General features: G+C 67.8%; 25 protein-coding genes. 14 read left to right on the top strand and 11 right to left on the bottom strand.

What is annotated here, in order from left to right:
* Positions 1-210 precede the first annotated feature (210 nt).
* The 3 genes from TBU01S_RS10390 to TBU01S_RS10380 form a co-directional block, all read right to left on the bottom strand.
* Positions 211-747, bottom strand: a complete 537-nt coding sequence (locus tag TBU01S_RS10390; protein WP_068636570.1) for a TPM domain-containing protein — start codon at positions 745-747, stop codon at positions 211-213.
* Positions 748-1,689 (bottom strand): TPM domain-containing protein, encoded by a 942-nt coding sequence (locus TBU01S_RS10385; protein ID WP_068636569.1) that lies wholly within the window; start codon positions 1,687-1,689, stop codon positions 748-750.
* Positions 1,690-1,752: 63 nt separating this feature from the next.
* Positions 1,753-2,376 (bottom strand): LemA family protein, encoded by a 624-nt coding sequence (locus TBU01S_RS10380; RefSeq protein WP_068636568.1) that lies wholly within the window; start codon positions 2,374-2,376, stop codon positions 1,753-1,755.
* 227 nt (positions 2,377-2,603) lie between these two features.
* On the opposite strand from TBU01S_RS10380, the gene TBU01S_RS10375 reads away from it, so the two are divergent.
* Positions 2,604-2,927: a DUF2249 domain-containing protein gene (locus TBU01S_RS10375; protein ID WP_068636567.1), complete on the top strand. Its 324-nt coding sequence runs from the start codon at positions 2,604-2,606 to the stop codon at positions 2,925-2,927.
* Between the two features lie 76 nt (positions 2,928-3,003).
* Here the strand turns inward: TBU01S_RS10375 and ppk2 are convergent, their stop codons facing one another.
* Entirely contained in the window at positions 3,004-4,236 is a 1,233-nt protein-coding gene (ppk2, locus tag TBU01S_RS10370; protein ID WP_369404202.1) for a polyphosphate kinase 2, read from the bottom strand.
* A gap of 155 nt (positions 4,237-4,391) precedes the next feature.
* Here ppk2 and TBU01S_RS10365 point away from each other — a divergent pair, with 155 nt between their 5' ends.
* Positions 4,392-5,336 (top strand): alpha/beta hydrolase, encoded by a 945-nt coding sequence (locus TBU01S_RS10365; protein WP_083953560.1) that lies wholly within the window; start codon positions 4,392-4,394, stop codon positions 5,334-5,336.
* Positions 5,337-5,401: 65 nt separating this feature from the next.
* Here the strand turns inward: TBU01S_RS10365 and TBU01S_RS10360 are convergent, their stop codons facing one another.
* Positions 5,402-6,262, bottom strand: a complete 861-nt coding sequence (locus TBU01S_RS10360; RefSeq protein WP_068636566.1) for an HDOD domain-containing protein — start codon at positions 6,260-6,262, stop codon at positions 5,402-5,404.
* A 220-nt stretch (positions 6,263-6,482) separates the two neighbouring features.
* Between TBU01S_RS10360 and TBU01S_RS10355 the strand changes: the two genes are divergently transcribed.
* Positions 6,483-8,330, top strand: coding sequence for an SLC13 family permease (locus tag TBU01S_RS10355; RefSeq protein ID WP_068636612.1), 1,848 nt, complete (start codon positions 6,483-6,485; stop codon positions 8,328-8,330).
* Here the strand turns inward: TBU01S_RS10355 and TBU01S_RS10350 are convergent.
* Entirely contained in the window at positions 8,327-9,130 is an 804-nt protein-coding gene (locus TBU01S_RS10350; protein WP_068636565.1) for a DODA-type extradiol aromatic ring-opening family dioxygenase, read from the bottom strand. The genes TBU01S_RS10355 and TBU01S_RS10350 overlap by 4 nt on opposite strands.
* Before the next feature lie 211 nt (positions 9,131-9,341).
* Between TBU01S_RS10350 and tadA the strand changes: the two genes are divergently transcribed.
* The 4 genes from tadA to TBU01S_RS10330 are packed head-to-tail and all read left to right on the top strand — an operon-like array spanning position 9,342 to position 11,529.
* Positions 9,342-9,806, top strand: a complete 465-nt coding sequence (tadA, locus tag TBU01S_RS10345; RefSeq protein ID WP_068636564.1) for a tRNA adenosine(34) deaminase TadA — start codon at positions 9,342-9,344, stop codon at positions 9,804-9,806.
* Positions 9,807-10,286, top strand: a complete 480-nt coding sequence (locus TBU01S_RS10340) for a L,D-transpeptidase (RefSeq protein WP_068636563.1) — start codon at positions 9,807-9,809, stop codon at positions 10,284-10,286. It begins immediately after the preceding gene.
* A complete protein-coding gene (locus TBU01S_RS10335; protein ID WP_068636562.1) occupies positions 10,283-10,759 on the top strand; it encodes a GNAT family N-acetyltransferase in 477 nt (158 codons plus the stop codon). Before TBU01S_RS10340 ends, TBU01S_RS10335 begins: the two co-directional genes overlap by 4 nt.
* Entirely contained in the window at positions 10,756-11,529 is a 774-nt protein-coding gene (locus TBU01S_RS10330; RefSeq protein WP_068636561.1) for a spermine/spermidine synthase domain-containing protein, read from the top strand. Before TBU01S_RS10335 ends, TBU01S_RS10330 begins: the two co-directional genes overlap by 4 nt.
* 33 nt (positions 11,530-11,562) lie before the next feature.
* On the opposite strand, the gene TBU01S_RS10325 is transcribed toward TBU01S_RS10330, so the two are convergent.
* The 3 genes from TBU01S_RS10325 to ygfZ are packed head-to-tail and all read right to left on the bottom strand — an operon-like array spanning position 11,563 to position 13,830.
* Entirely contained in the window at positions 11,563-12,354 is a 792-nt protein-coding gene (locus TBU01S_RS10325; protein WP_068636560.1) for an NRDE family protein, read from the bottom strand.
* 4 nt (positions 12,355-12,358) lie between these two features.
* The gene (locus TBU01S_RS10320) at positions 12,359-12,736 is read right to left on the bottom strand and encodes a DUF4936 family protein (RefSeq protein ID WP_083953559.1); all 378 of its coding nucleotides are present in this window, start codon (positions 12,734-12,736) and stop codon (positions 12,359-12,361) included.
* Between the two features lie 44 nt (positions 12,737-12,780).
* A complete protein-coding gene (ygfZ, locus tag TBU01S_RS10315; protein ID WP_068636559.1) occupies positions 12,781-13,830 on the bottom strand; it encodes a CAF17-like 4Fe-4S cluster assembly/insertion protein YgfZ in 1,050 nt (349 codons plus the stop codon).
* A 135-nt stretch (positions 13,831-13,965) separates the two neighbouring features.
* Between ygfZ and mltG the strand changes: the two genes are divergently transcribed.
* The 7 genes from mltG to TBU01S_RS10280 are packed head-to-tail and all read left to right on the top strand — an operon-like array spanning position 13,966 to position 18,931.
* Positions 13,966-14,982: an endolytic transglycosylase MltG gene (gene mltG / locus TBU01S_RS10310; protein ID WP_068636558.1), complete on the top strand. Its 1,017-nt coding sequence runs from the start codon at positions 13,966-13,968 to the stop codon at positions 14,980-14,982.
* Positions 14,979-15,647, top strand: coding sequence for a dTMP kinase (gene tmk / locus TBU01S_RS10305; RefSeq protein ID WP_068636557.1), 669 nt, complete (start codon positions 14,979-14,981; stop codon positions 15,645-15,647). The genes mltG and tmk overlap by 4 nt, the downstream gene beginning before the upstream one ends.
* The gene (gene holB / locus TBU01S_RS10300) at positions 15,644-16,702 is read left to right on the top strand and encodes a DNA polymerase III subunit delta' (RefSeq protein WP_068636556.1); all 1,059 of its coding nucleotides are present in this window, start codon (positions 15,644-15,646) and stop codon (positions 16,700-16,702) included. The genes tmk and holB overlap by 4 nt, the downstream gene beginning before the upstream one ends.
* Positions 16,699-17,064: a PilZ domain-containing protein gene (locus tag TBU01S_RS10295; protein WP_068636555.1), complete on the top strand. Its 366-nt coding sequence runs from the start codon at positions 16,699-16,701 to the stop codon at positions 17,062-17,064. Before holB ends, TBU01S_RS10295 begins: the two co-directional genes overlap by 4 nt.
* A gap of 37 nt (positions 17,065-17,101) precedes the next feature.
* On the top strand, positions 17,102-17,878 hold the full coding sequence (locus tag TBU01S_RS10290; protein WP_068636554.1) for a TatD family hydrolase: 777 nt from the start codon (positions 17,102-17,104) through the stop codon (positions 17,876-17,878).
* A complete protein-coding gene (locus tag TBU01S_RS10285) occupies positions 17,859-18,581 on the top strand; it encodes an ankyrin repeat domain-containing protein (protein ID WP_068636553.1) in 723 nt (240 codons plus the stop codon). Before TBU01S_RS10290 ends, TBU01S_RS10285 begins: the two co-directional genes overlap by 20 nt.
* Positions 18,582-18,592: 11 nt before the next feature.
* Complete coding sequence (locus TBU01S_RS10280; RefSeq protein ID WP_068636552.1) at positions 18,593-18,931, top strand: zinc ribbon domain-containing protein YjdM; 339 nt, start codon at positions 18,593-18,595, stop codon at positions 18,929-18,931.
* 23 nt (positions 18,932-18,954) lie between these two features.
* Here TBU01S_RS10280 and TBU01S_RS10275 read toward each other — a convergent pair whose 3' ends face one another.
* Together TBU01S_RS10275 and TBU01S_RS10270 are read right to left on the bottom strand one after the other, a co-directional pair.
* Entirely contained in the window at positions 18,955-19,512 is a 558-nt protein-coding gene (locus tag TBU01S_RS10275) for a mechanosensitive ion channel family protein (protein ID WP_068636610.1), read from the bottom strand.
* A 17-nt stretch (positions 19,513-19,529) separates the two neighbouring features.
* Positions 19,530-24,887 (bottom strand): DNA repair ATPase, encoded by a 5,358-nt coding sequence (locus tag TBU01S_RS10270; RefSeq protein ID WP_083953558.1) that lies wholly within the window; start codon positions 24,885-24,887, stop codon positions 19,530-19,532.
* Positions 24,888-24,992: the final 105 nt, after the last annotated feature.

Below are 24,992 nucleotides of genomic sequence, written 5' to 3'. Positions count from 1 at the left end.
GAGGCGTCTCGTCGCCCTCCCGGAGCAATCAGAGTCCGGACCGCGCTACTGTCCAGCTTCCCCCGCCTCGATGAGGACAATAGCACAGGCGATGCCTCGGAACCTCGCAATTCTCGAGACGGAAATGCAAAACTCCTGAAAATGTTGCACTGCAGCAACAGGCGCAAAATGATGCTCCGCGCGGAACGGGGCAGCGAAGCGGGGGAGGATTCAGCGCAGAACCGGATGATCGGGGAGCGAGTTCTCCCTGGAGGCACGATCACCGCCTGCCGCCGGGAAGTGTCGCGCGAGCCGGGCGTGGACGCCCTCCAATGCGTGGGTGAGCCCTTCTTCCAGGCGTCCGGCGCGCAGACTCGTGCTGGATTCCTGGATCACGGCCTGCCAGTCCGTGTCCGGGACATGGCGCGCAAGCCCACGGTCGGCAAGGATTTCGAGGTGGTGCTCGGCGAGCGACAGGTAGATCAGCACACCGTTGTCGTGCTCGGTGTCCCAGACTCGCTGCTTGCCGAAGGTGGTCAGGGCACGATCGCGCAGCACTTCGCCGATCGGTTCGCCATGCCGGATCGTTCGCCACAGGTAGCGCAGCGGCAGGCTGGCTTCGATGCACAGGCAGATCTGCCCGGTATGTGCGGATTCGCTTTCGGTGATGCGGGCCTCGAGCCGGGCGAGCGCATCGCCGCCGATGGCGCGCTGGGCGTCGTCGGCATCCAGCCACAGGTGGCGAAGCAGCCGTGTGAGCCTGTTCATTCACCATCTCCCCGAGGCGCCGCCGCCGCCGAAACTGCCGCCGCCACCCGAGCCGAAGCCTCCGCCCGAGCCGAAACCGCCACTCCGGCCGCCCCGGCTAGGGCCGCCCCCCCAGATGATTGGCCCGCCGCCGCGGTGGAAGCCGCCGCCACCCCGGCCCCCACCGCCGATGCCGAGCACGATCACGAACACCAGCGCCGCGATGCCGCCAAGGATGCCGATCGCCAGGCTGCCGGTGAGCAGCTTGACGACGAAGCCGGTCACGCCGCCGGTCGCCACCGCGCCGAGCTTGCGGCCGAACATGCCGGTCAGGAACGAGCCTGCCAGCGGCACGGCGATGAACAGCAGGACGGCGAGATCTTCCAGCGCGGGCGCACCATTGCCGCGTCCGGCGGGAGCGGGGAGGGGCAGGTCTTCGCCGCGAATCCGCGCCATCAGTCCGTCGACGCCGGCATCGATGCCGGCGGCGAAATCGCCCTGGCGGAAAGCAGGGGTGATCAGCCGGTCGATGATCTGATGGGCGGCGAGATCCGGCACCGCGCCTTCGAGCGCGCGCGCGACTTCGATCCGCACGCGGCGGTCGTTCCTGGCCACCACCAGCAGGATGCCGTCGCCGATTTCGCGGCGGCCGATCTTCCAGGTGTCGGCGACGCGCCAGGCATAGGCGGCGATGTCTTCCGGCGCCGTGGTGGGCACGAGCAGGACGACGATCTGGCTGCCGCGCTCGGCCTCGAAGCGGGCGAGCTTCTGTTCCAGCGCCTGTTGCTGCGCACTGTCGAGCGTTCCGCTGTGGTCGATGACCCGGGCGGTGAGTTCCGGTACCGGCTGCAGTTGCTGTGCCTGAACGGCGCCAGGCCAGGCCAGGACCAGCAGGGCAAGAAGCAGCAGGTAGACAAGAGGCCGCCAGCCGGGCGCGGCAGGCCGTGCTGCCGGGAAGCGCATGGGTCGGCCGGGTTGCCGGGCGCCTGTTGTCATTGTTGCCTCGTCATGGTCGCCATCCGGCTGTCACTTGCTGCCCTGGCCGGAGCTGCCGAAGTCGACCGTCGGCGGGCTGGAGATTTCGGCTTCGTTGGCGACGCTGAAGCTGGCCTTGGGCGAATAGCTGAAGATCATCGCCGTCAGGTTGGTCGGGAAGCTGCGTGCCAGCACGTTGTACTGCTGCACTGCGTCGATGTACTTGTTGCGCGCGACGGTGACGCGGTTTTCCGTGCCTTCGAGCTGCACGCGCAAGTCCTGGAAGCCCTGGTTGGCTTTCAGGTTGGGGTAGTTTTCCGATACCGCGAGCAACCGCGACAGGGCGCTGCCGAGCTGACCCTGGGCCTGCTGGAAGCGTTCCATCGCCTGCGGGTCGTTCATCATTTCGGGTGTGACCTGGATGGCGGTGGCGCGCGAACGCGCTTCGATGACGCGGCTGAGGGTTTCCTGCTCGAAGCTGGCTTCGCCCTTGACCGTCTCGACCAGGTTGGGAATCAGGTCGGCACGGCGCTGGTACTGGTTCAGGACTTCGGCCCAGGCCGACTTGGTCTGTTCGTCCAGGCGCTGGAAATCGTTGTAGCCGCAGCCGCCCAGAGCGAGGCTGGCACTGAGGATCAGGATGGCGGGAGCGCGGCGGGTGAGTCGAGCGAGCATGGAAGAATCTCCTGGGGTGGCCTACTTCGGGCTTGTCTGATTTGTCCGATGGAACTTTAGCAGGTCTGCTGCCAGGGAGTTACGGCTGCGGCGCATGGCGCATGCAGGCCGATTTCTTGTTCTGCCTCAAGGTTTCCGGCAGGGGCTGTCCCTTAGCATTCGCGTCACTGCGTGACCGGCCGCAAGCGAAGCCAAAGTCCGGAATCCGAATCGAAGGAATCTCTGCCATGTTCGACAATGCCGTCCACCCTTTCGACGCCCGTGGCGTCGCCAAACGCTTTCGCCATGCCGCCATCTTCGGCGCTCTCGAGTCGCTGGAGGACGGTGAGACGATGCGCTTCGTGAACGATCACGACCCGCTGCCGCTGCTCAACCAGATCCAGCAGCGCTACGGCAACCAGGTGGCGATCGACTACGTCGCCCGCGAGCCGGGCAACATCGTGATCGATTTCCGCATCCAGCTCGGTGCGGCCGCCGAAGCTGCGCCGGCCGCTGTGGCGGGTGCGGGAAGCTGCGGCGGCGGCAACGGCTGCGGCTGCTCCGGCGGCTGAAACCGCGGCAGGCGCCATGCGGCGGGCGGGAGCGGGGAAACCCGCTCCCGCCCGCTTGCGTCCGGCAATCCGGCGCCTACAGCAACGGCACGCCTTCCTTCTCGCCGCGCTCGTACACCACGTTGGCGCGGCCGACCAGCAGCGGGTCGAGCGGCTTGATGAGGCTGATGTCCTTGTTGGCGTAAGGCATCTTGTGCAGCACGTAGCGCAGCGCGTTGAGGCGCGCGCGCTTCTTGCAGTCGGACTTCACCACCGTCCATGGCGCATCGGCGGTGTCGGTGTAGAAGAACATCGCTTCCTTGGCCTTGGTGTAGTCGTCCCACTTGTCGAGCGAGGCGAGGTCGATCGGCGACAGTTTCCACTGCTTCAGCGGATGGTTTTCGCGCTCCCTGAAGCGGCGGCGCTGCTCCTCGCGGCTGACCGAGAACCAGAACTTGATCAGGTGGATGCCGCTGCGCACCAGGTTGCGCTCGAACTCCGGCACCTGGCGCATGAACTCGTTGTACTCGTCGGGCGTACAGAAGCCCATCACGCGCTCGACGCCGGCGCGGTTGTACCACGAGCGGTCGAACAGCGCGATTTCACCCGCCGTGGGCAGGTGCTGGATGTAGCGCTGGAAGTACCACTGGCCACGCTCGGTTTCGGTCGGCTTTTCCAGTGCGACGACGTGCGCGCCGCGAGGGTTGAGGTGCTCCATGAAGCGCTTGATGGTGCCGCCCTTGCCGGCGGCGTCGCGGCCCTCGAACAGGATCACGACGCGCTGGCCGGTTTCCTTGACCCAGGCCTGCAGCTTCAGCAGCTCCACCTGGAGGCGGTACTTCTGCTTTTCGTAGGCCTTGCGCGACATCAGATTGCGGTAGGGATAGCCCCCGCTGCGCCAGTCCTCGGCAAGCTCGTCGTCGGGATGCAGGTCGCCATTGCCGAGCTTCGCATCGGTCTTCATCAGCGCGCGGCGCAGCATATGGACGTCGTCGGGCGAGGCGCCGGCGAGGATCGCTTCGAGTGCCTGTGCGGCTCTGGCGGGAGCGGCGCGGGTTTCGCGCTGCAGGATGTCGGTGAGCGCGACCAGCTTGGAATCCTGCGCGCCTGCCACGGCCTGGTCGACTTCGAAGTTCTCGATGCCTTCCGGGCTCAGATCCGGAGCGATGTCTCCGCTGCGGGTGCTGCGTTTCGCCCGGGATCCGGATGCCGATCGCGACTGCGGAGCGGATTTCGGCTTCGATTTCACTTTCGGTTCGGCCTGGAGTTGTGGCTGATCGCTGTCCGGGCCGGGGTCGCGGAAGGCTGCGTTGTCATGGTCTTTCGTCATGCGGCGATCTCCAGTGGATGATGAAGTATTTTACGCTTCGTTCGGCCAACACATGGCGTGCGGTAATGCGCGCATGTGCCGCTGAACGGAGCGAGCAGCTAGAATTGCGGCCCCGAATCCGCTGACGGCGCACTCGCCGCGCCATGTAGAACACCATGCCCCTGAGTCCCGAGGCCCGTTCCCTGCTCGACATGGCCTATCGTGTCGGCGCGCCGAAATTCCACGAGCTGTCGCCCGCCCAGGCCAGGCACTCCTTCCAGAAGCTGCAGTTCGCCTTCCGGCCGGAAGCGCCGGCCGTGGCGTCGACCACCGAAGTGCCGATGGCGCGTGCCGACGGCAGCGCCTTGCTGTCGCGGCTGTATCGCCCGCTGTCCAGCTCGCCGCGGGACGTGCTGCCGCTGCTGATCTATTTCCACGGCGGCGGCTGGTGCGTCGGCGACGTCGCGAGCTATGACGTGCTGTGCCGCCAATTCGCGAATGTCTCGGGCTGCGCGGTGCTGTCGGTCGAATACCGGCTGGCGCCCGAGCATCCTTTTCCGGCTGCACTCGAAGATGCCGCGCTGGCTTTCGACTGGGCAGTGCAGCATGCCGGTCTGCTGGGTATCGATGCCGGGCGCATCGCCCTGGGAGGCGACAGCGCGGGCGGCAACCTCTCGATCGTCACCGCGCTGTCACTGCGCGACGCCGGGATCGGGCCGCGCTTCCTGCTGCTGATCTATCCATCCACCGAAATCCTCAGTAAACGGCTTTCGCGGCAGAACTATGGCGAAGGCTATTTTCTCGATTTCGGCACCTTGCAGTGGTTCTTCGAGCACTATCTGCCCGATGGCAATACCGAGGACTGGCGTGCCTCGCCGATGCGCGCCGCCTCGCTTGCCGGGCTGCCGCCGGCGATGCTGATCGCGGCGGAGTTCGACCCCCTGGTCGACGACTGCGCCGCTTTCGCCGGCCGCCTGCGCGAGGAAGGCTGCGAGGTGGACTACCTGCAGGTGGATGGCATGGTCCACGGTTTCATCACGCTGGGGAAACTCTTTCCGCAAGCGAACGACGCGGTCCGGGCCGCGGCCGGCGCAGTCGCCGCCGCGCTGCGGGCCGGGTAAGAGAGCCTGCAGGGACAGGCTGGCGCGGAGGGGAGCCAGCCGGGAGCGATGGCGCTGGCGTGGCGTCAGCCGCTGACCGCTGCGAGCATGTCCTTGCGTGTCGCGTTTGCTGCTTCGATCATCGAATCGAGTTCGCGCAGGCCGTCGTTGCCCAGGCTGGCGTCGAGCAGTTCGGGTCTGCGCCGCATGCCGAGCAGGTCGGCGAAGGGATCGGGTGTCTGCGCCGCCAGCGTGGCCAGGAAAACGACATCGTCCAGCGTGCGCGGCGGCCACTCGGTCGGGCCCTCGGCATTCAGGTCCACCGCCTGGACGATGTCGCCCGGAAGCTCGAAGGCCTCGAGCACTGCGCGCTTGATCGGCTCGTCCCACAGCATGACGAATTCGGCGAAGCGTGCAGTGTCGTTCTCGAGCGCCGGGTAGTCCGCCGCCTTGGCCAGCAGGTAGAACTGGCCGATATTGACCATCAGCCCGGCCAGCAGTGCGGTGTCGGCGTTGCCCTGCGACAGGTGGCGCGAGAAGGCATAGGCCCACGAGGCGACGTCGATCGAATGCACCCACAGGCCCGAGGCGATCAGGCGCATCCGGGGCGAGCGATGGTCGCGCGCCAACTGGTCGGCGGCGACCGCGTAGGCAAGACAGCGCAGCGTGGACAGGCCGATGCGCGAGATTGCGCTGGCGACGCTGGTGATTTCCTTCTGGTAGGGGTTCAGCAGAAGGGAGTTCGCCATGCGCAGGACTTTCGCGCTGAGCAGGGGTTCGGCGCGTACCAGTTCGGCGATGTTCTCGAGCGAGGAGTTCGGATCGTCGGCGATCTTCTTGATGCGCAGGGAAAGGTCGAACACCGTGGGAAAGCTGAGGTTGCCCGCCTTCAATTCGTGGTCCATGTCGGCGGCAAAGGCCCTGATCTGTCGTTCGAATGCTTCCATCGCGTGGCTACCTGTTCTTGTCTGATGTGTGATACCGGGCTCAGGCTTTCGCCCGCCGTCCTGGCGGCTTTGCGGCGGGCATGAGCCTGCGTCGGGTTCGATTCTAGCCTGCATGGTGAGCCGGTGCGCGGCCCGTCGTGGTTCTCGCTTATGCTTCACGCCCGCGGAAAGGAGTTGCCATGCCCTGCCGTCCGCCGTTCCTGCCATTCGATCGATGACCATGAATCCTGAAATGCTGTGGGTGTTCGGGCTGCTCGCCCTGTGTGTCGGCTGCTTCGTCGCGAACCGGCCGCGCATGGACGTGGTGGCGGTGTGCGCCATGCTCGCCCTGGTGTTGAGTGGAACCCTGAGCGTGGGCGAGGCGCTGGCCGGCTTCAGCGAGCCGAGCGTGATCCTCATCGCGGCCTTCTTCGTCATCGGCGAGGGCCTGGTCCGCACCGGCGTGGCCTTCCGCGTCGGCGACTGGCTGGTCGAGCGCGCCGGCAGCAACGAGACCCGCCTGCTGGTGCTGCTGATGCTGGCGGTGGCGCTGCTCGGCTCGGTGATGAGCTCGACCGGCGTGGTGGCGATCTTCATCCCGGTCACGCTGAGCATCGCTGCGCGCATCGGCGCCGAGCCGCGGCGGCTGATGATGCCGTTGGCCTTCGCCGCACTGATGAGCGGGATGCTGACGCTGGTCGGCACGCCGCCCAACCTGGTGGTGAATGCGGAACTGAATCGTGTCGGCGAGGCCGGTTTCGGCTTCTTCGATTTCACGCCGATGGGGCTCGTGGTGCTCGGCATGGGCGTGGCCTACATGCTCCTCGTGCGCAACTGGCTGGGCGGGCCGGCATCGCCGCAGACCCAGGTGCGGAGCCGCCGCCGGCGCCTGCGCGAGCTTGCCGAGGACTATCGCCTGCTCGGCCGCACGCGCCGCATGATGGTGGCGAGCGGTTCGCCGATGACCGGCCGCACGCTGGGGGAACTGCAGCTGCGGGCGCGCTACGGCGCCAACATCATCGCCATCGAACGGATCCGCCAGTTCGGCCGGACGATGCTGACCACCGCGGCCAACCGGGAAATCCGCGCGGGCGACATCATCCTGGTCGATTTCGGCCGGGGCGAAGATGAGATCGTGCGTTTCGCCGACGAAATGAAGCTCCATGACAAGGCTTTCCGCGACGATTACTTCGCCGACCTGTCGCGCGAGCTTGGGCTCGCCGAAGTGCTGATTCCGCCCGGCTCGAATCTGATCGGCAAGTCCATTCTCGAACTGCGCATGCGCACCCGGCGGGGAATCAACGTCATGGGCCTGCGGCGCGGCGGCCAGTCGCTGGTCGACAGGCTGCTCGACGAAAAGCTGAAGATGGGCGACACCCTGCTGGTCGCCGGCACCTGGAAATCCATCCGCCTGCTGCACACCCTGGCGCACGACTTCCTCGTGCTGACGCTGCCGGCGGAGATCGACGAAGCCGCCCCCGCGGCGCGCAAGGCGCCGCACGCGCTGGCCTGCCTGGCGATCACCGTGGCCTTGATGATCAGCGGCGCAGTGCCCAACGTCATCGCGGCGCTGCTCGGCTGCGTGCTGATGGGCGCGCTGCGCTGCATCGACATGGACAGCGCCTACCGCAGCATCCACTGGCAGAGCCTGATCCTGATCGTCGGCATGCTGCCCTTCGCCACGGCGCTGCAGAAGACCGGCGGCATCGAGCTGCTCGTCGGCGGCATGCTGTCGCTGACCGGAGAAGCTTCGCCGCGGATGGTGATGGCGGCGCTGTTCGCCCTGACCGCGGTGGTCGGGCTGTTCGTGTCGAACACTGCGACCGCGGTATTGATGGCGCCGATCGGCATCGGGCTGGCCGCCCAGCTCGGCATGTCGCCTTATCCGTTCGCGATGACGGTCGCGCTGGCGGCCTCGGCGGCCTTCATGACCCCGGTGTCCTCGCCGGTCAATACGCTCGTGCTGGGGCCGGGCAACTACCGCTTCGGCGATTTCGTGCGCGTCGGCGTGCCGTTCACCGCGCTGGTGATGCTGGTCTGCATCGGCCTGCTGCCGCTGCTGTTTCCCTTCCAGCACGGCGGCGGCTAGGCATGGCCGCTGAATACGTAGCCGTCCATCGCCAGTGTTCCGTAGCGCACGTCGTCGCCGGCGATGCGCTGTGCCTGCCAGGCCTCGCCCGCGGCTCCCAGCGCGAACAGTAGCGGCAGCAGGTGCTCGTCGGTCGGATGAGCGTGTTCGGCATGGGGCGCGCGGGCGCGGTAGTCCAGCATCGCGGTGGCGTCGCCGCTGGCCAGCGTGGCGGCGATCCATTCGGCGAAGTCACGCACGTAATCGCGCACCGGCGCGGATTCGCGGCGAAGTTCGTACAGGTTGTGCGTCAGACTGCCGGAACCGACGATCAGCGCCCCCTGTTCACGCAGCGGCGCCAGCGCGCGGCCGAGCTGCAGGTAATGCGCAGGGCCGAAATGCGGATGCAGCGAAACCTGCACGACCGGAATGTCGGCAGCCGGATACATGTGCATCAGCGGCACCCAGGCGCCATGGTCGAGCCCGCGCCGGGGATCGGCCTGGGCGGAGATGCCGGCGGCGGCGAAGGCGTCCAGCGCGCGCTGCGCCCAGGCAGGCGAGCCCGGAGCAGGGTAGGCCAGCTCATACAGCGGCTGAGGAAAGCCGCCGAAATCGTGGATCGTTTCCGGGTGCGAGCCGGATGTCACCGACAGGCGTGGCGCCATCCAGTGCGGCGAGGCGATGATGATGGCTTCGGGGCGTGGCAGGCGCGCGGCCAGCGCGTGCAGTTCGCTGCCGGCGATGCCGGGTTCGAGCGCGAACAGCGGGGAACCGTGCGAGACGAAGAGGCTGGGCAGCCCGGGAGCGGAGGACGGGGGCATGGCGTGTTGATGTCGCGCAGATGAGTGGAGTGGGGTGCAAATGGCGAGGCCGGCGGCCTTGATGGCACGGACCATCTTAAGCATGTGGCACGCCGGGATAAACAGCGTGATTGTTGATTGACTGTTCCATTTTCAGCGCCAGTCGCCAGCGGCTGGCGCCGGGGAAGGCGCCGTCCGCTAGAATCCACGGTATCGAAAGACAGGTATCCGGATGAACGACGAAGACTACATGCGTGCCGCGATGGACGAGGCCCGCCAGGCCGGCGCCTGCGGCGAAGTACCGGTCGGCGCGGTCGTGGTGCTGGACGGTGAGATCGTCGGGCGCGGTTTCAACCAGCCGATCGGCCGCCACGACCCCACCGCTCACGCCGAGATCATGGCCCTGCGCGACGCCGCCGCGCGGCTGGGCAACTACCGTCTGCCGGGCTGCGAGCTGTTCGTGACGCTGGAACCCTGCGCGATGTGCTCGGGGGCGATCATGCATGCGCGCATCGCGCGGGTGGTGTTCGGCGCCCGCGACCCCAAGACCGGCGTCGCCGGCAGCGTGCTCGACCTGTTCGCCGAGCCGCGCCTGAACCACCATGCCGCGATCGAAGGCGGCGTGCTCGGCGAAGACTGCGGGCGCATGCTGTCCGATTTCTTCGCCGCGCGCCGCAGCAGGACGCTGGTGGCCTGAATGCACGTCCGCATCGACATCGGCCGCCAGTGCCTGGCGCTTTTCGGCGACGACGGTGCCTGCATCCGCCGCTATCCGGTGTCGACCGCGCTGAACGGCGCCGGCGAGGAAACCGGTAGCCATCGCACGCCGCGCGGCCGCCACCGCATCCGCGCCCGCATCGGCGCCGGCGCGCCCTGTGGCGCGGTGTTCCGCGGCCGCCGGCCGACCGGCGAATGCTGGACGCCGGAATTCGCCGCCGCGCATCCGGGGCGCGACTGGATTCTCAGCCGCATCCTGTGGCTGTGCGGCGAGGAGCCGGGGCGCAACCGCCTCGGCCGCGTCGATTCGATGCGGCGCTACATCTACATCCACGGCACCGGCGACGACCAGCCGATGGGCGTGCCGCTGTCGCACGGCTGCGTGCGCATGCGCAACCGCGACATCATCGAACTGTTCGAGCTGGTGCAGGCCGGAACGTGCGTGGAGATCTGCGAATGAAGGATGGGGAGCTTGGGGGCAGGGCCGAGGACATCCGTATCGACATCGTCGACTGGCCGGCCGCGCAGGCGCGCGTGGTGCCGCTGCGCATGCGGGTGTTCGTCGTCGAGCAGGGCGTGCCGGCCGAAATCGAGCTGGACGAGTTCGATCCGCAAAGCCGCCACGCCATCGCCACCGATGCCGGCGGCGGCGTGGTCGCCACCGGCCGGCTGCTGCCGGACGGCCACATCGGCCGCATGGCGGTGGACGCTGCCTGGCGCGGATGCGGCGTGGGCGGGGCGGTACTCGAAGCGCTGGTGGCGGAAGCCGGCGCGGGCGGTATGGCGCAGGCGCTGCTCAACGCCCAGGTGCAGGCGCTGGATTTCTACCGCCGGCATGGTTTCGAGGAGTACGGCGAAGTCTTCATCGAAGCCGGCATCCCGCACCGGGCGATGCGGCGCACGCTCGCGGAGCGGCGGGACGGCACGGGATGAGCGGGCAGCAGCACGACAACCCCTGCGTGTCCGACTTCGGCGACCTGCGCTCGCTGCAGTTCGACGGCCTGACGGTGCAGAGCATGATGTCGATCACCTGGCCGCATCTGCTGGCGCTGGACTACACGCGGGCGATGATGGGCTTCCTGCTGTTCAGGCCGCAGCCTCGCCACATCCTGATGATCGGCCTCGGCGGCGGTTCGCTGGCCAAGTACTGCCTGCATGCGATGCCGGAAGTCCGTTTCACCGCGGTGGAAATCAATCCCGAGGTGATCGCGCTGCGCGAGCGCTTCGGCATTCCGCCCGACGACGAGCGCTTCCGCGTGATCTGCGCCGACGGTGTCGACCATGTGCGCGATTGCGGCGATGGCGACGATGGGCCAGACGTGCTGCTGGTCGACGGCTTCAATGCCGCCGGCATGCCCGAGCGCCTGGGCAGCGCCGCCTTCTATGCCGATTGCCGCCGTGCGCTGGCGCCCGGCGGGGTGCTGGCGATCAACCACTGGGCGGGAGACAGCCGCTACCCGATCTACGCTTCGCGGCTGCGCCAGACCTTCGACGGCCGCGTGCTGTCGATTCCGGCGGAAGAGGGCGACAACCGCATCAGTTTCGCGGTCGCCGATACCGCCTTCCCGCCGTCGCGCAGCCAGATCCTGGCACGCAGCACCGCGCTGGACGCGATGCACAGCTTCGACATCGGCAACATCGCCCAGCGCGTGCTGGCGCGGCTCGACCGGATGCCGGCCCATCGAGCCGGCAGCACGGGCTAGCGGGCAGACCCTCCGGGCGAGGAGAGGTGAAAGTCAGGACACAGGCTGCGGGTCGCCGGCCGGCTGTTGCACAGTGAAGCGATGGGTGACGTCGCCGTGCAGGTCACCGTGCGTGTCCCAGGTCCATTCGCGCAGGCGGGTGCCGCCCTGGCGGTCGACCGTCAGCAGGCTCGAGCAGCGTGTGCCGTAGCCCGGTGCGCGGATGAAGGCGGGCGACAGCCAGCGTTCCCATTCCAGGCTGACGCCGGTTTCCGGCAGATGGGGGTCGGGGGCCGGCGTGCTGTCGCGCAGCAAGGCCAGCAAGGCATCGTCGTCCGGCAGCTTCGGCAGCAGCGCGGCGAGGCCTTCGCGCAGCTTCAGCAGCTTGGGCCAGGGCGTGTCGAGCAGGTGGTTCGACAGGCCGTAGATGCCGGGTGCCAGCATCCTGACCGCGCCGGTGGCGCTTTCCAGCACGCCGAGACTGCGGCCGTCGCCGACCAGCAGGTTGAAGGCGGCGTAGGCCGCACTCTCGCCGGCGAGGCGTTTCAGCGTGGTCTCGGCATCGTCGGTGGATTCGAGCGCGTTGCGGACCAGTGCGCCGCGCGACGGTGCGCCTTCGATGTGGCGGCTGGGGTCGCGGTAATTGGTCAGCGCGGCGAAGCGGCCGCTGCGGCTCAACCCCATCCAGGTGCCGCCGGCTTCCAGGTCGCGGCCGGCGAGCAGCTCGGGAGCGTCGGTCCACCAGTGCGCGGGGACGGCCGGGCGGGCGAGGTATTCGTCGCGGTTGGCGGCGACCACCAGCGGATAGTCGGGATGGCGCTGCCAGGCGAAGACGATCAGGCACATGGGTTCAGGCTTCCTCGGTGAAGCATTCGACGTGGCGTGCGCCGCCGGCTTCGAGCAGATCGGCCAGGCCGTGGGCAAGCGCGGCGGCGTCCAGCGCCTGCATGAAGGCGGCGCGGTCGGCGACGCCTTCGTAGACTTCCATCCAGGTCAGCGGGTCGTCTGCACGCCGCATCAGCCGCCCCTGGATGCCGGTGTGCCGTGCCAGCCCGGCCTGCATCGCGCGCACACGGCTCCGTGCGACGTGGACCCCGGCATCGGGCCTGAGCTTGTAGTACAGATAAAGATGCACGGCGGCCGTGAACATGCCGGTCCGGGACGAGGCGGCTGCGGGTGCGATGTTCCCGGAGCCGCCGTCGGCAGGCATGGCGGGCGATGTGCTCATCTCGGAGGCGCCGGAGTGCTGCGGGCGGACCTGGCGCGAGCCGCTCAAGCGAGCGCGTAGGGCAGGTCGAGCAAGGCCAGGCGCGGACCATCGACGCTGCCGAGGTGGAGTTCGCCCGCTTCGGCGCTGCTGGTCTGCAGCACCGCGAGCGCCTCGAAGCCGCCGTCGGCCGTCGCTGCGGCATTGACGATCTTGCCGGCGGACTGCTCGCCGAAGGCCGGCGCGTAGACGTCGGTGCCGGCAGCCGGCAGCGCCGTGCCGGACGGGCCGGAGACGCGGTACATGCGTTTCTTCAGCTTGCCGAGGTATTGCGTGCGGGCGACGATCTCCTGGCCGGGGTAACAGCCCTTCTTGAAGTCCACGCCGCCGATCAGATCGTAGTTCAGCATCTGGGCGACGAATTCTTCCTGCGTCGGCTGGGTGATGAGCGGGATGCCGGCGCGGATCATCGCCAGTTGCCAGGCGCCGGTGCCGGCCTTGACGGCGCCGGCTGCCTGCAGCGCGTCGAACAGCGCGGGCGCGGCGTCGGCCGCCACCGCGACGATGAAGTTGCGCTCGTCGAGGCGGATGCAGCGTGGTCCGCTGGTGCCGCCGGTTTCGTCGCCGCCAGCCTGCTTCATCGCCGCGTCCGGTACCGCGACGCCGGCGCGGGCGAGCACCGCGCCGGCGTCGGTGCCGCCGACCCCGAGCAGCACCAGCGCTTCGCTGGCATCGGACAGCTTCACCTTGCTGCGCAGCACGTACATCGAGAACTTCTTCAGGAAGGCCGGCAGCACCTCGGCCGACAGCACCATCGAATGGCCGTCACTCTCCGGCCAGATCAGGAAGCTGGCGATCATGCGGCCCTTGGGCGAGTTGAAGCTGTTCCAGGCCGCGCTGTCGGCGGCCATCTTCTGCACTTCGTTGGAGACCAGGTTGTGGATGAAGGCGGCGGAATCCGGGCCTACCGAGCGTACCGTGCCGAGATGCAGCAGTGGCACGGCGACGGTGGATTCGGCCACGGCGCGGGCTTCGGCGGCGGGGTCGGCGAAACGAAGATGGTGGTCTGCCAGCTCGGCGCCCTGCCGGGCGAGGAAATCGGTCCAGGCGGTCATGTTCTTGCTTGTGTGTTCCAGCGGGTTGGGGGTGGAGAAGGGCTGCGCCGGGCGGGCCGGCGGCGCGATGCAGTATTATAGGCGCCCGCCAAACGGTGGTCGCCCCTGCGCCCGCCATGGTCTTGTCGATCGACGATGATACGTTTCCTGCTTCGTTCCGTATTGCTGCTCGTACTGCTGGCCGCCCTCGCGGCGGGCGCCGGCACATGGTTCGCCCATCGTCCGCTGGCGCTGAAGAGCGAAGTGGTGGACTTCACCGTGCAGCGCGGCCTGGGCATGCGCCAGGCCGCCAAGGTCATCGCCGAGGCAGGCGTGGACGTCGACCCGGCGTGGCTGAGCTGGCTCGCCCGCATCGGCGGCCGTGCCAACACGATCAAGGCGGGCAGCTACGAAGTCCACGCCGGCATCACGCCCTGGCAACTGGTATTGAAGCTCTCGGACGGCGACGTGTCGCAGGCGGACGTGCTGCTGGTGGAGGGCTGGACCTTCAGCCAGGTGCGCAAGGTGCTGGAAAGCCACCCCGAGCTGGAGCCGGATACCGCGGGCCTCGGCGACGCGGAAATCCTCGCCCGCATCGGTGCCACCGAGGCGCATCCGGAAGGCCTGTTCTTCCCGGACACCTATCTGTTCGACAAGCGTTCGAACGCGTCCGGCGTGCTGCGCCGCGCCTACCATGCGATGCAGCAGCGGCTCGACCAGGCCTGGGCCGCGCGCGATCCGGCGCTGCCGCTGAAGACGCCCTACGAGGCCCTGATCCTGGCCTCCATCGTCGAGAAGGAAACCGGCCGTGCCGAGGATCGCGGCCTGGTCGCCTCGGTCTTCGCCAACCGCCTGCGCATCGGCATGCCGCTGCAGACCGACCCGACGGTGATCTACGGTCTCGGCGCCGATTACGACGGCCGGCTGCGGCGCAGGCATCTCGAAACCGACCATCCCTGGAACACCTATACGCGCGGCGGCCTGCCGCCGACGCCGATCGCGATGCCGGGCCCCGACGCGCTGCTGGCGGCAGTGCGGCCGCAGCAGAGCGAATTCCTCTATTTCGTCTCGCGGGGCGACGGCAGCAGCCAGTTCTCGCGCACGCTGGCCGAGCACAATCAGGCGGTGAACCGCTTCATCCGCAACGCCGGCAAGTCCGGGAGCAAGCCTTGAACGAGGAAATCTTGAACGGGAAGGCCTCGAGCCGCGGCGAACAAGCGCCGCGCGGGCGCTTCATCACCTTCGAAGGCATCGATGGCGCGGGCAAGAGCAGCCAGATCGCCGCCACCGTCGAACTGCTGCGCGCCCGCGGCATTGATGTCGAGCAGTCGCGCGAACCCGGCGGCACGCCGCTCGGCGAGCGTCTGCGCGAACTGCTGCTGCACGAGCCGATGCACCTGGAAACCGAGGCCATGCTGATGTTCGCCGCGCGCCGCGAACATCTCGCCGCCCGCATCGAGCCGGCGCTGGCGGCCGGGCGCTGGGTGGTGTGCGACCGCTTCTCGGATGCCACCTTCGCCTACCAGGTCGGTGGCCGCGGGCTGGCGCGCGACAAGTTCGAGGCGCTCGAAGCCTGGGTCCATCCCCGGCTGCAGCCCGACCTGACGCTGCTGTTCGACCTGCCGCCGGAAACCGCCGCCGCCCGCGTCGCGTCGACCGGCGCCGATCCCGACCGCTTCGAGCGCGAGCGGCGCGACTTCTTCGAGCGTGTGCGGGATGCCTATCTCGAACGCGCACGGCTGGCGCCGCGGCGCATCCGCGTGGTCGATGCCGACCGCGCGCCCGAGTTGATCCGTGCCGACATCGAGCGCATCGTGCGCGAGAGTCTGTTGACATGATCCACCCCTGGATGCAGCCGGCGTGGACGCGCCTCGTCGAGCTCGGCGGGCGCCTGCCGCATGCGCTGCTGTTCGTCGGCCCGCCCGGCCTCGGCAAGCGCGAACTGGCCGAGGCGCTGGCGGCGCGGCTGCTGTGCGACAGCCCCGCTGCCGACGGCCACGCCTGCGGTCGCTGCGAGCCCTGCCAATGGCGGCTGGCGGGCAACCACCCCGATCTGCGTCACGTGGTGCCGGCTGCCGATGCCGCAGCCGACGGCGCCGAAGGCGAGGGGGCGGAAGCAGCGCCGGCCAAGGAAGGCAAGGCCAAGTCCGAGCAGATCCTCATCGAGCAGATCCGCGACCTGCAGTCGGCGCTGAGCGTCACCGGCCACCACAGCGCGCGGCGGGTGGTGGTGCTCGATCCCGCCGAGGCGATGAACGTGTTCACCGCCAACGCCCTGCTGAAGCTGCTGGAAGAGCCGCCCGAAGGCTGTGTGTTCCTGCTGGTGTCGTCGGCGCCGCGCCGCCTGCTGCCGACGATCCGCAGCCGTTGCCAGCAGTGGCCGTTCTCGCGCCCGGACGATGTGGCGCTGGCGCAGTGGAAGGCAGGTGCGGCGCCTTCGATGCAGGCCTTGCTGGCGATCGGCGGCGGCATGCCGCTGGCGGCCGAGCGCATGGCGCAGCGCGGCGCCGATGCCTTGCTCGATCGCTTCGTGCGCGACGTCTCCGGGCTGCAGGCAGCGGATGCGCTGCGCATCGCCGGCCAGTGGGAAGCCTGGCTGAAATCGAAGGAAGCGCTGGCGGCCGGTTTCGGCCTGCCCGAGCTCACCGACTGGATGCAGCGCTGGGTCAGCGACCTGGCGGCCTTGCGGCTGGGCGGCAGGGTCCGCTTCTTCCCGGCCCAGGAAGGGCTGTTGTCGGCGCTCGCCAGCCGCGCGAGCGTGGCCGCGGTGAGCGGCTGCTACAATGAGATCGCGCAGATTCGCAAGGTATCGCGCCACCCCCTGAGCCTGCGCCTGGTTCTCGAAGACATGTTGCTGCGCTATGCGCGCAGCTTCCCCGGAGCAAGAGGATGAGCAGCCACGCCAAACCGCAGACGGCGCGCCCCAGCGTGCTGTCGCTGAACATCAACTCGAAATCCGCGCTGTATGCGGCCTACATGCCTTTCCTGAGCAACGGTGGCTTGTTCGTGCCCACGCCGAAGCACTACAACCTCGGCGACGAAATCTTCATGCTGCTGCAACTGATGGGCGACCCGACGCGCCATCCGGTGGCAGGGCGGGTGGCCTGGGTGACGCCGCAAGGGGCACAGGGCGGCAAGACGCAGGGCGTCGGCGTGCAGTTTGCGGATGACGACGCCAGCAAGGTGCTGCGCGGCCGCATCGAACAGGTTCTCGCCGGCCATCTCGGCTCCAGCCGGCCGACTCACACGATCTGAACGCTGCCGACCCGATCCATCCTTTCCGGTTTTCCCGATGTTCGTCGATTCCCACTGCCATCTCGATTTTCCCGATCTCATCGCCCGCGAGGACGAAGTGCTCGCCAACATGGCGGCCAACGACGTCGGCACCGCGCTGTGCATCAGCGTCAAGCTCGAGGATTTTCCGCAGGTGCGCGCGCTGGCCGAGCGGCATCCACACCTGTGGGCTTCGGTGGGCGTGCATCCCGACAATGCCGACTGCGATGAGCCAGACGTCGCCCGCCTGGTCGCGCTGGCCGACCATCCCAAGGTGGTCGCCATCGGCGAGACCGGCCTGGACTACCACTGGCAGAAGGACGCGCCCGAATGGCAGCGCGAGCGCTTCCGCACCCACATCCGCGCCGCGCGCGAAACCGGCAAGCCGCTCGTCATCCATACCCGCAGCGCCGCCGAGGACACGCTGCGGCTGATGCGCGAGGAAAAGGCCGGCGAGGCCGGTGGCGTCATGCACTGCTTCACCGAAAGCCAGGACGTGGCCGACGCCGCGCTCGAGCTGGGTTTCTACATTTCCTTCTCCGGCATCGTCACCTTCCGCAACGCCAGGGAACTGAAGGAGGTCGCCCGCCGTGTGCCGCTCGACCGCCTGCTGATCGAGACCGATGCGCCCTATCTGGCACCGGTGCCGCATCGCGGCAGGACCAACGAGCCCGCCTGGGTCGTGCATGTCGCCGAAGAAATCGCCCGCCTGCGCGACGAACCGCTGGCCCGCATCGAACAGGCCTGTACCGACAACTTCTTCCGACTTTTCCACCATGCACAAAGACCAGCCTGAAACCTCCCTGCGCCAGAATCGCAAGCATTCGGTCCGCCGCCTGCTCGCCGCGGCCGCCATCGCCACCCTCAGCCTGAGCGCGCATGCGGCCGGCACCTTCGACGATGCGCGCAACGCCGCCGTGCTGGGCGATGCGAAAGGCCTCGCCAGGCTGATCGACGGCGGCATCGATCCGAACAGCGTCGATGCCAGCGGCAACACCTTGCTGATCCTCGCCGCACGCGAAGGCCAGGCCGCCACGGTCGAAGCCTTGCTGCAGCGCGGCGTGCCGATCGACCAGCAAAACCCCAGCGGCGATTCGGCGCTGATGCTGGCGGTGCTGGGCGGCTACGACGATGTCGTCCGCGCGCTGCTGAAGGCCGGTGCCAAAGTGAATCACGACGGTTGGGCGCCGCTGCACTACGCCGCCTTCGAGGGCCGCGAATCCATGCTCGATGCACTGTTCGCCGCCGGCGCGGACGTCAATGCCCGGGCACCGAACCGTGCCACGCCGCTGATGCTTGCCGCGCGCAACGGCCATATCGGCGTGGTGCGCCGCCTGCTCGCAGTGCCGGAGACCGACCTGAACGCGCTGAACGACGCCGGCCTGTCCGCCGACGCCTGGGCGCTGCAGAACCGCAACACCGACATCGCCAAACTGATCGAGGCCGAGCGCAAGCGCAGGGGCCTGCCGGCGCCGTCGATGCGGATCACGATCGAATAAAGGAAAGAAGCATGAGCAGTCTGCCCAAGTGTCCCGAATGCAGCTCCGAATACACCTACGAGGACGGCATCAACTACGTCTGCCCCGAATGTGCGCACGAGTGGCCGCAAGCCGCGGAGGAAGCGGGCGAGGCCGAAAAGGTGTTCAAGGACGCCAATGGCAACGTGCTGCAGGACGGCGACAGCGTCACCGTGATCAAGGACCTGAAGGTGAAGGGCTCGTCGCTGGTGGTGAAGGTCGGCACCAAGGTCAAGAACATCCGCCTGATCGACGGCGACCACGACATCGACTGCAAGATCGACGGCATTGGCGCGATGAAGCTGAAGTCGGAGTTCGTGCGCAAGGCTTGATCACGTCCGCCGGACAGTCTGGCTCAAAGCGGCGGCAGGCTGCGCCAGCGGCGGATCGCGCGCTGGAAGAACAGGCTGTTGGGGATGTGCAGCACGGTGTCGCCGCCGTCGGGCAGGCGCTCGTGCAGCGTGGTGTAGATCAGGTTGATGTCGGTCACCTGTCCCTTCAGTCCGGGCTTCTCGCCGTTCTCGATCACCTCGATGTGATCGTGGAGGCGGAAGGGCCGGGTGGTGAAGATCAGCAGCGTGCAGAAGATGTTGGACAGCACGCTCCAGGCGGCGAAGAAGGCGACGGCGGCGACTGCGGCAAAGCCGGTGAAGGCGGTCCACAGCACGGTGCCCGACACGCCGAAGCGGTCCAGGATCGTCAGCAGCGCGCCGGCATAGATGATGAATGCGATGCCTCGGCGCACGATGAGGGTCAGCTCGGGAGGCAGGTTGTAGCGCTCGCTCAGGCGGCGGACGATGCGCCGGACCAGCATGTTCAGCACCCAGGCGGCGAGCAGGATCAGCATGACCTGCAGGCCGAGCGTGATGAATTCGAGCCAGGGGTGGAGCCATTCGGGAAGCAGGGGTTTCATCGTCTTGCTGATGCGGCTCAACCCGCATTCTCTCCAGGGTGTGTGTCTTCTTCGAGCATGCGGGCGAAGGCGCGATCCAGCAAGCGCAGCTTGCGCTCGCTGTCTTGGGTGGCGCCGGATGCTTCGGCCTCGGCGACCACGCGCAGGCGTTCGGCGATTTCCAGCAATACGCGGTGAAGGCCGAGCTGCTGCTTGCGGCTTTCGTCCAGGTGGGTCCGGATCGGTTCCAGGGATTGCTGGAGCAAGGTAGCGAGGGTCTGTAGCGGCTGGCTGGTTCTCGCACGGGCCAGCGCGGCGACGTGGCGGGCCTGCTGGGTCTGTGCCTTGGCCGATTGCAGCAGGGCAGCGAGGATTTCCGCCCAGGGTAGTGCTTCCTCGGGCCGAGTGGCCGCCTGTTCGGCCAGTGCGGCGGTGTGGCGGGTGGCTTCGACCAGGTCCATCAATTGCACGACGATCTTGCCGGCGACGTCGGCGTCGCTGCCGCCGATGGCCTTGTTGCGCAGGTAGTCACGCTTGATCTGTGCCCAGCGAACGGCATCGTCGCCTCTCAGGCTGCCGCGAAGTTCGGCGAGCTTGAGCAGGTTTTCCTCCGCCCCGCTGGTGAGCAGTTGGGCCTCGCCGACGTAGTGGTCGGCCAGCAATTGCTGGAGCTCGGCGTCGTTCATTACCGCCGAGATCTTTTCCGCTAGCTTGTTCATGTTGCGGTAGGAGCCTTGCAGCTTGAACGGCGGCTCCGTGCGGTAGGCCTCGGCCTGGGCGGCGCTGGCGATGTATTGCTGGTTGATGCGATAGACCACTTCGCGCACCTGCAGCATGCGCTGCAGCGTGGTTTCGATGTCGCGCAGTTCGGCGGCACTGTAGCCGTGGCTGAGCGCGTTGGCGGAAAATTCCTTGCCTTGCAGCTTGTCGATGATGCGGTAGAGATCGTTCAGGTCGCGCGTAGCCAGCGGCGCCAGCACCGGGTTGCTGGTGAGGCTGTTCTCGATGTAGCTGAGTTTGAACACTTCCTCCATGCCGCCCAGCACGTCGCCGAGGTTGTAGATGTCGGCGCGGTTGGCGAGCATGTCGGGAATCTTGAAGACCTCGCCGGATTCGGTGTAGGGGTTGCCGGCCATCACCACGCAGAATTTCTTGCCGCGCATGTCGTAGGTGCGCGTGCGCCCTTTCCATACACCCTCGATGCGGCGCGTGCCGTCCGACAGCGAGATGAACTTCTGCAGGAATTCCGGGTGGGTGTGCTGGATGTCGTCCACATACAGCATCACGTTGTTGCCCATTTCCAGCGCCAGGTTGAGCTTTTCCAGCTCCTGGCGCGAGGTGGCGTCGGGTGCCTGGGCCGGGTCGAGCGAGCGCACCTCGTGGCCCAGCGCCGGGCCGTTGATCTTCATGAAGATCAGCCCGAGGCGGTGCGCCACGTATTCCATCAGCGTGGTCTTGCCGTAGCCGGGTGGCGAGATCATCATCAGCAGGCCCATCAGGTCGCTGCGCTTGTTGCTGCCGGCGGTGCCCATCTGTTTGGCGAGGTTGTCGCCGATCACGCCCAGATAGACGTCGTTGATCAGCTTGTTGCGCACGAAGCTGCTGAGCGGGCGCGGCTTGAACTCGTCCAGCCGCATCGCCTCGCGCTCGCGCACCAGGATGTCGTGGCGCAACTGCTGGTAGCGTTGCAGCTGCGGCATGAATTCGTGGCGGTGCCAGTGCTCGCGCCGTGCCACGTCGTCCACCGCCAGCACCAGTGCGCCATCGACGATGCGCGGGTGCTCGCCGAGCAGGCCGGTCACGCTGGCGCGCAAGGCCACGCTGCTGAAGCGGTGCGGCACGGCCTCGGCCGCCACCAGCCAGGCGGCGGCCTCGCTGGCGTAGTCGCCGAGCGCGGCCAACCCGGCGTTGGCATCGCCGGACGCGGCACACAGTGCCTGCGCCCATTGCAGCGCGCTTTGCCAGCGCGCTGCCAGCGGCAGGCCGTCGCCGGCGCTGTGGCGCCAGTCCTGCAGCAGACCGCTCCAGCGCCCGTCGGCCTCCAGCCGTGCCTGCAGCGCTTCCACCAGTTGCCGCGCCTGCCCGGTGAAGCTGAAACGCGGAGCCGCATCACCCAGCTCGCTCAGCAGGTAGTCGGCTGCCGGCGCACTCAATGCGGGGTCGATGGCGAGCGCGTGCTGCTCGATGAAGGTCCGCAGCGCCGCGGCCATGTCGTCCACCAGGCTGCGGCGGGCAGCCGCGCTGCCGAACAGCCGCCGCATGTCTATTGCATGGCGGGCCCGCGCCGGCCATTGCGCCAGCGCGGCGCTGGCCTCGGGGTTGAGCACCTGGTTGCGCTGCCCCCAGAACAGCACCGCCAGCGCCCGCGCGTCCGGTGCCGTGGCGAGCACGCCGGCGGCTTCGCGCATCGGCACCAAGGCCCGCAGGATGCGCGCGGCGTCGTGGTCGTGGATGCCGCGCTCGTAGCCTTCGCGGTAGCGCGGCGCAGCGAATTCGCGCAGCGCGCGGTCGAGCGCCTCGGGTTGCAGCAGCAGGCGGTGCAACTGGTCGCGGTCCCAGCCGTCGGCCTGCCGCTCGGCGGCATCGATGACTTGCAGCGCCAGATATTCGCCGCGGTACAGTTGCGGCGACTCTGAGGCCAGCGACACGTCCCAGAACGGCCGCAGCGCGGCCAGTTGCGGGTCGTGCAGCGCTTCCATGTAGTCGGTGCCGACCAGATGCAGGTACAGCGTGTCGCCGCGCGGCATCAGCGTGAGGTCGAGCACCTGGTTGTTGACGCTGAAGCGGTGGCGGCCCAGGCGGATCACGTTGCCGCCGCCCTCGAACAGCTCGCTGCGGTCGCGCAGCGAGCGTACCGCCTGGTCGCGCACGCCCTTGAGGCACGCCTCGACGTCGTCGGCCTTGACGCTGTCCTTGAGTTCGCGCAGCCGCTCGGCCAGTTCGCGCAACTTGAGGATCAGCGGATCGCCGGCGAAGAAGGCGTTCAGTTCGTCCAGCGTCGCCAGCCGCTCGGTGCGCCGGCCCAGGCCATCGACAATGCGCACGGCGGCGTCCTGCACCGACTGTGCCTTGCGCTGGCGCTCATCCAGCAAGGATTGCTTGTGGCTTTCGAAGCTCTCCAGCAGTTCTTCGCGCTTGGCGACGATGTCGCCAAGAAAGGCCTCGTGCTCGCCGAACTGGCTTTCCAGCTCTTCGAGCTGGATCAGCAGGCGCGACAATTGTTCGTCGCAGCGTTCCGGGTCCTGCGCCAGCGCCAAGGCGCTGACGATGCTCTGGCCGAACAGCGAGAACTGCGCGCCGAACTGCGCCACCCGTTCGCTGGCGCCGAGGCCGCGGCGGCGCTGCTCGGCGCGCGCCTTGGCCTGGTTGAGGCGCGCGTAGATGGCCGAGATGGCCTCGACGATACGGGTGCGCTGGGTGGCGTCATCCACCTTGAGGGTGGCCATCAGTTCGGACAGCATGTCGAGTTCGCCGGACATCGCCTGCATGGCCTGCAGCGGTTCGTCCAGCTGCATGCCGGTGTCGGCCTTCTGCGCCTGCTGGTCGAGTTCGGCGAGGCGCTCGCCATAGGGCAGCAGCGCTTCCTCGCTGGACAGGAACGCGGCGGTGTCGGCGGCCACGCTGGCCTGGCTGGCGAGCAGCTCGCTTTCCATCGCGTCGATGCGCGCGGTGTCGACGTAGCGCAGGTCGCGCACGCTGAGCAGGTGGCCGCGCTCGGCGGCGATGCGCTGCAGCGCCTGCACGTAGTCCTGCACGTGCTTCCAATCCTGCTGGCGCAATTGTGTCAGCAAGGCCTTGTGGCGGGTTTCGGCTTCGGCCATTGCGCGCGCCGAGGCGGCGCGGATGCTTTCGACTTTCTCGAATTCGTCGAGCACCGCTTCGCCCGAGGCGACGATCTCGTGCAGCGTCCGGGCCAGCGCGCCGTCGCAGGCTTCGGCCATCCAGTGATAGCGGTCGAACAGCCGCCGCGCCTGGTCGATGAGCCGCTGGTAGCGCTGCACCGACACTTCCGCGGCGCCGATCTCGCGCACCAGGCTGAACAGTTCGGAGATGCCGCGCACCAGTTCGGCGTTGCCGATGCGGCCGAAGAAGTTGCCGCCGGGCGCCTGGCGTGCGGCGAACTCCTCGCTGAAGAAGGGCGTGCGCCACACCTGCATCGGATGGATGCGTGTTGGCTCGTCGGATTCGGAGCTGAACAACACCATGCGCCCGTCTTCCAGCCGCGCGTAGCCGTGGCCGATCAGCGGCGCCTGCAACTGCCGCTCGATGAGGTTGTAGTTGAACAGCGCCATGCGGCCGCTGTGCGGCTCGTAGAACACGTACAGCACGTCTTCGCCGTTGGGCGAACGGATGCTGCGGCGGTAGCGCATGCCTTCCATCTGCTGCTCGAAGGCCTTGCTTTCGCCGTTCTGCAAGTAATAGCCGCCGGGGAAGATGATGCCGTGGTCTTCCGGCAACTGGATGCAGGCCAGGCCGATGGCGTCGATGCGCTGCACCTTCTGCGTCAGCGTGTTGAACACCAGATAGCGCCACTGCTCTTCGCGATACGGCAGGATCTTGAGCAGGATCAGGCTGCCGACGCGGGCGTATTCCACCGTGGCGTCGTCGAGCGACTGGGTCTTGTCCACCACCGCTTCGCGGTAGATGCCCATGCCGTCCTCGGTGTTGTTTTCCACCTTGACGGTGAGATCGCCGCCCAGGGTCTCGACGAACACGGTGTCGAGGATGTTCAGGTGCGGGTGGCGGCCATGCACCGCGCTGTCGCGCCCGGCGCGTATCCATTCGAAGTCGAACGGTGCCGGCAGGGCGATGTCGCGCTCGCCACGGTTGTCGATGTAGCGCACCTCGCGGCCATCGGGCGACACCGACCAGCGGAACACGCGGATGTCGGTGATGCGCGCGCCGATCTGGAAGCTCGCCAGCAGCTTGCCGTCGCGTACCGCCAGTTGCAGCAGGCGGGCGTCCTTGTAGTAGGTGTACAGCTCGCGGAAGTCCTGCACGAAGCTGGTGATGCCGAGAAAACTCTGCGCCGCGTCGAGCGGCACCACGTCGTAGCCGGCCTCGGTCTCTTCCAGCCGGTACAGCGAGAACACGTCTTCGATGCGGGTTTCCTGCTTCAGCCCGATGAACACGTTGTAGCCGAACAGCAGCGTGTCGCCGACCTGCACGACGTCGCGGCCGACGCAGTTGTTCTCGCTGCGCAGGCGGAAGCGCCCCAGCAAGGCCATGCCGCTGCTGCCGAATTCCTCGATGCGGCCGGCGTTGATCTGCGACGCCAGGCCGCGCAAGCCGGCACCTTGTTCGGCCAGCCGCTTGCGCAGCACTTCATAGGCGCCGCCGCTGGCGACGGCCTGATCGACGAGGGCGGAGTCGGATGAGGGCAGGGTGTCGGACATCGTCGTTCTTCGCTTCGGGAATTGGCTTGCTTGAATTGAAGGCGGATATGGGGGTAGGCAAGAGGGTGTCGGCGAGATGGGTGACGTGTCGTGTATGGAGTCTGC

The organism is Thauera butanivorans NBRC 103042 (assembly GCF_001591165.1).
GTDB lineage: Bacteria > Pseudomonadota > Gammaproteobacteria > Burkholderiales > Rhodocyclaceae > Thauera > Thauera butanivorans.
The sequence above is the reverse complement of the archived record's forward strand: the minus strand, read 5'-3'. Positions and strand labels throughout refer to the sequence as shown.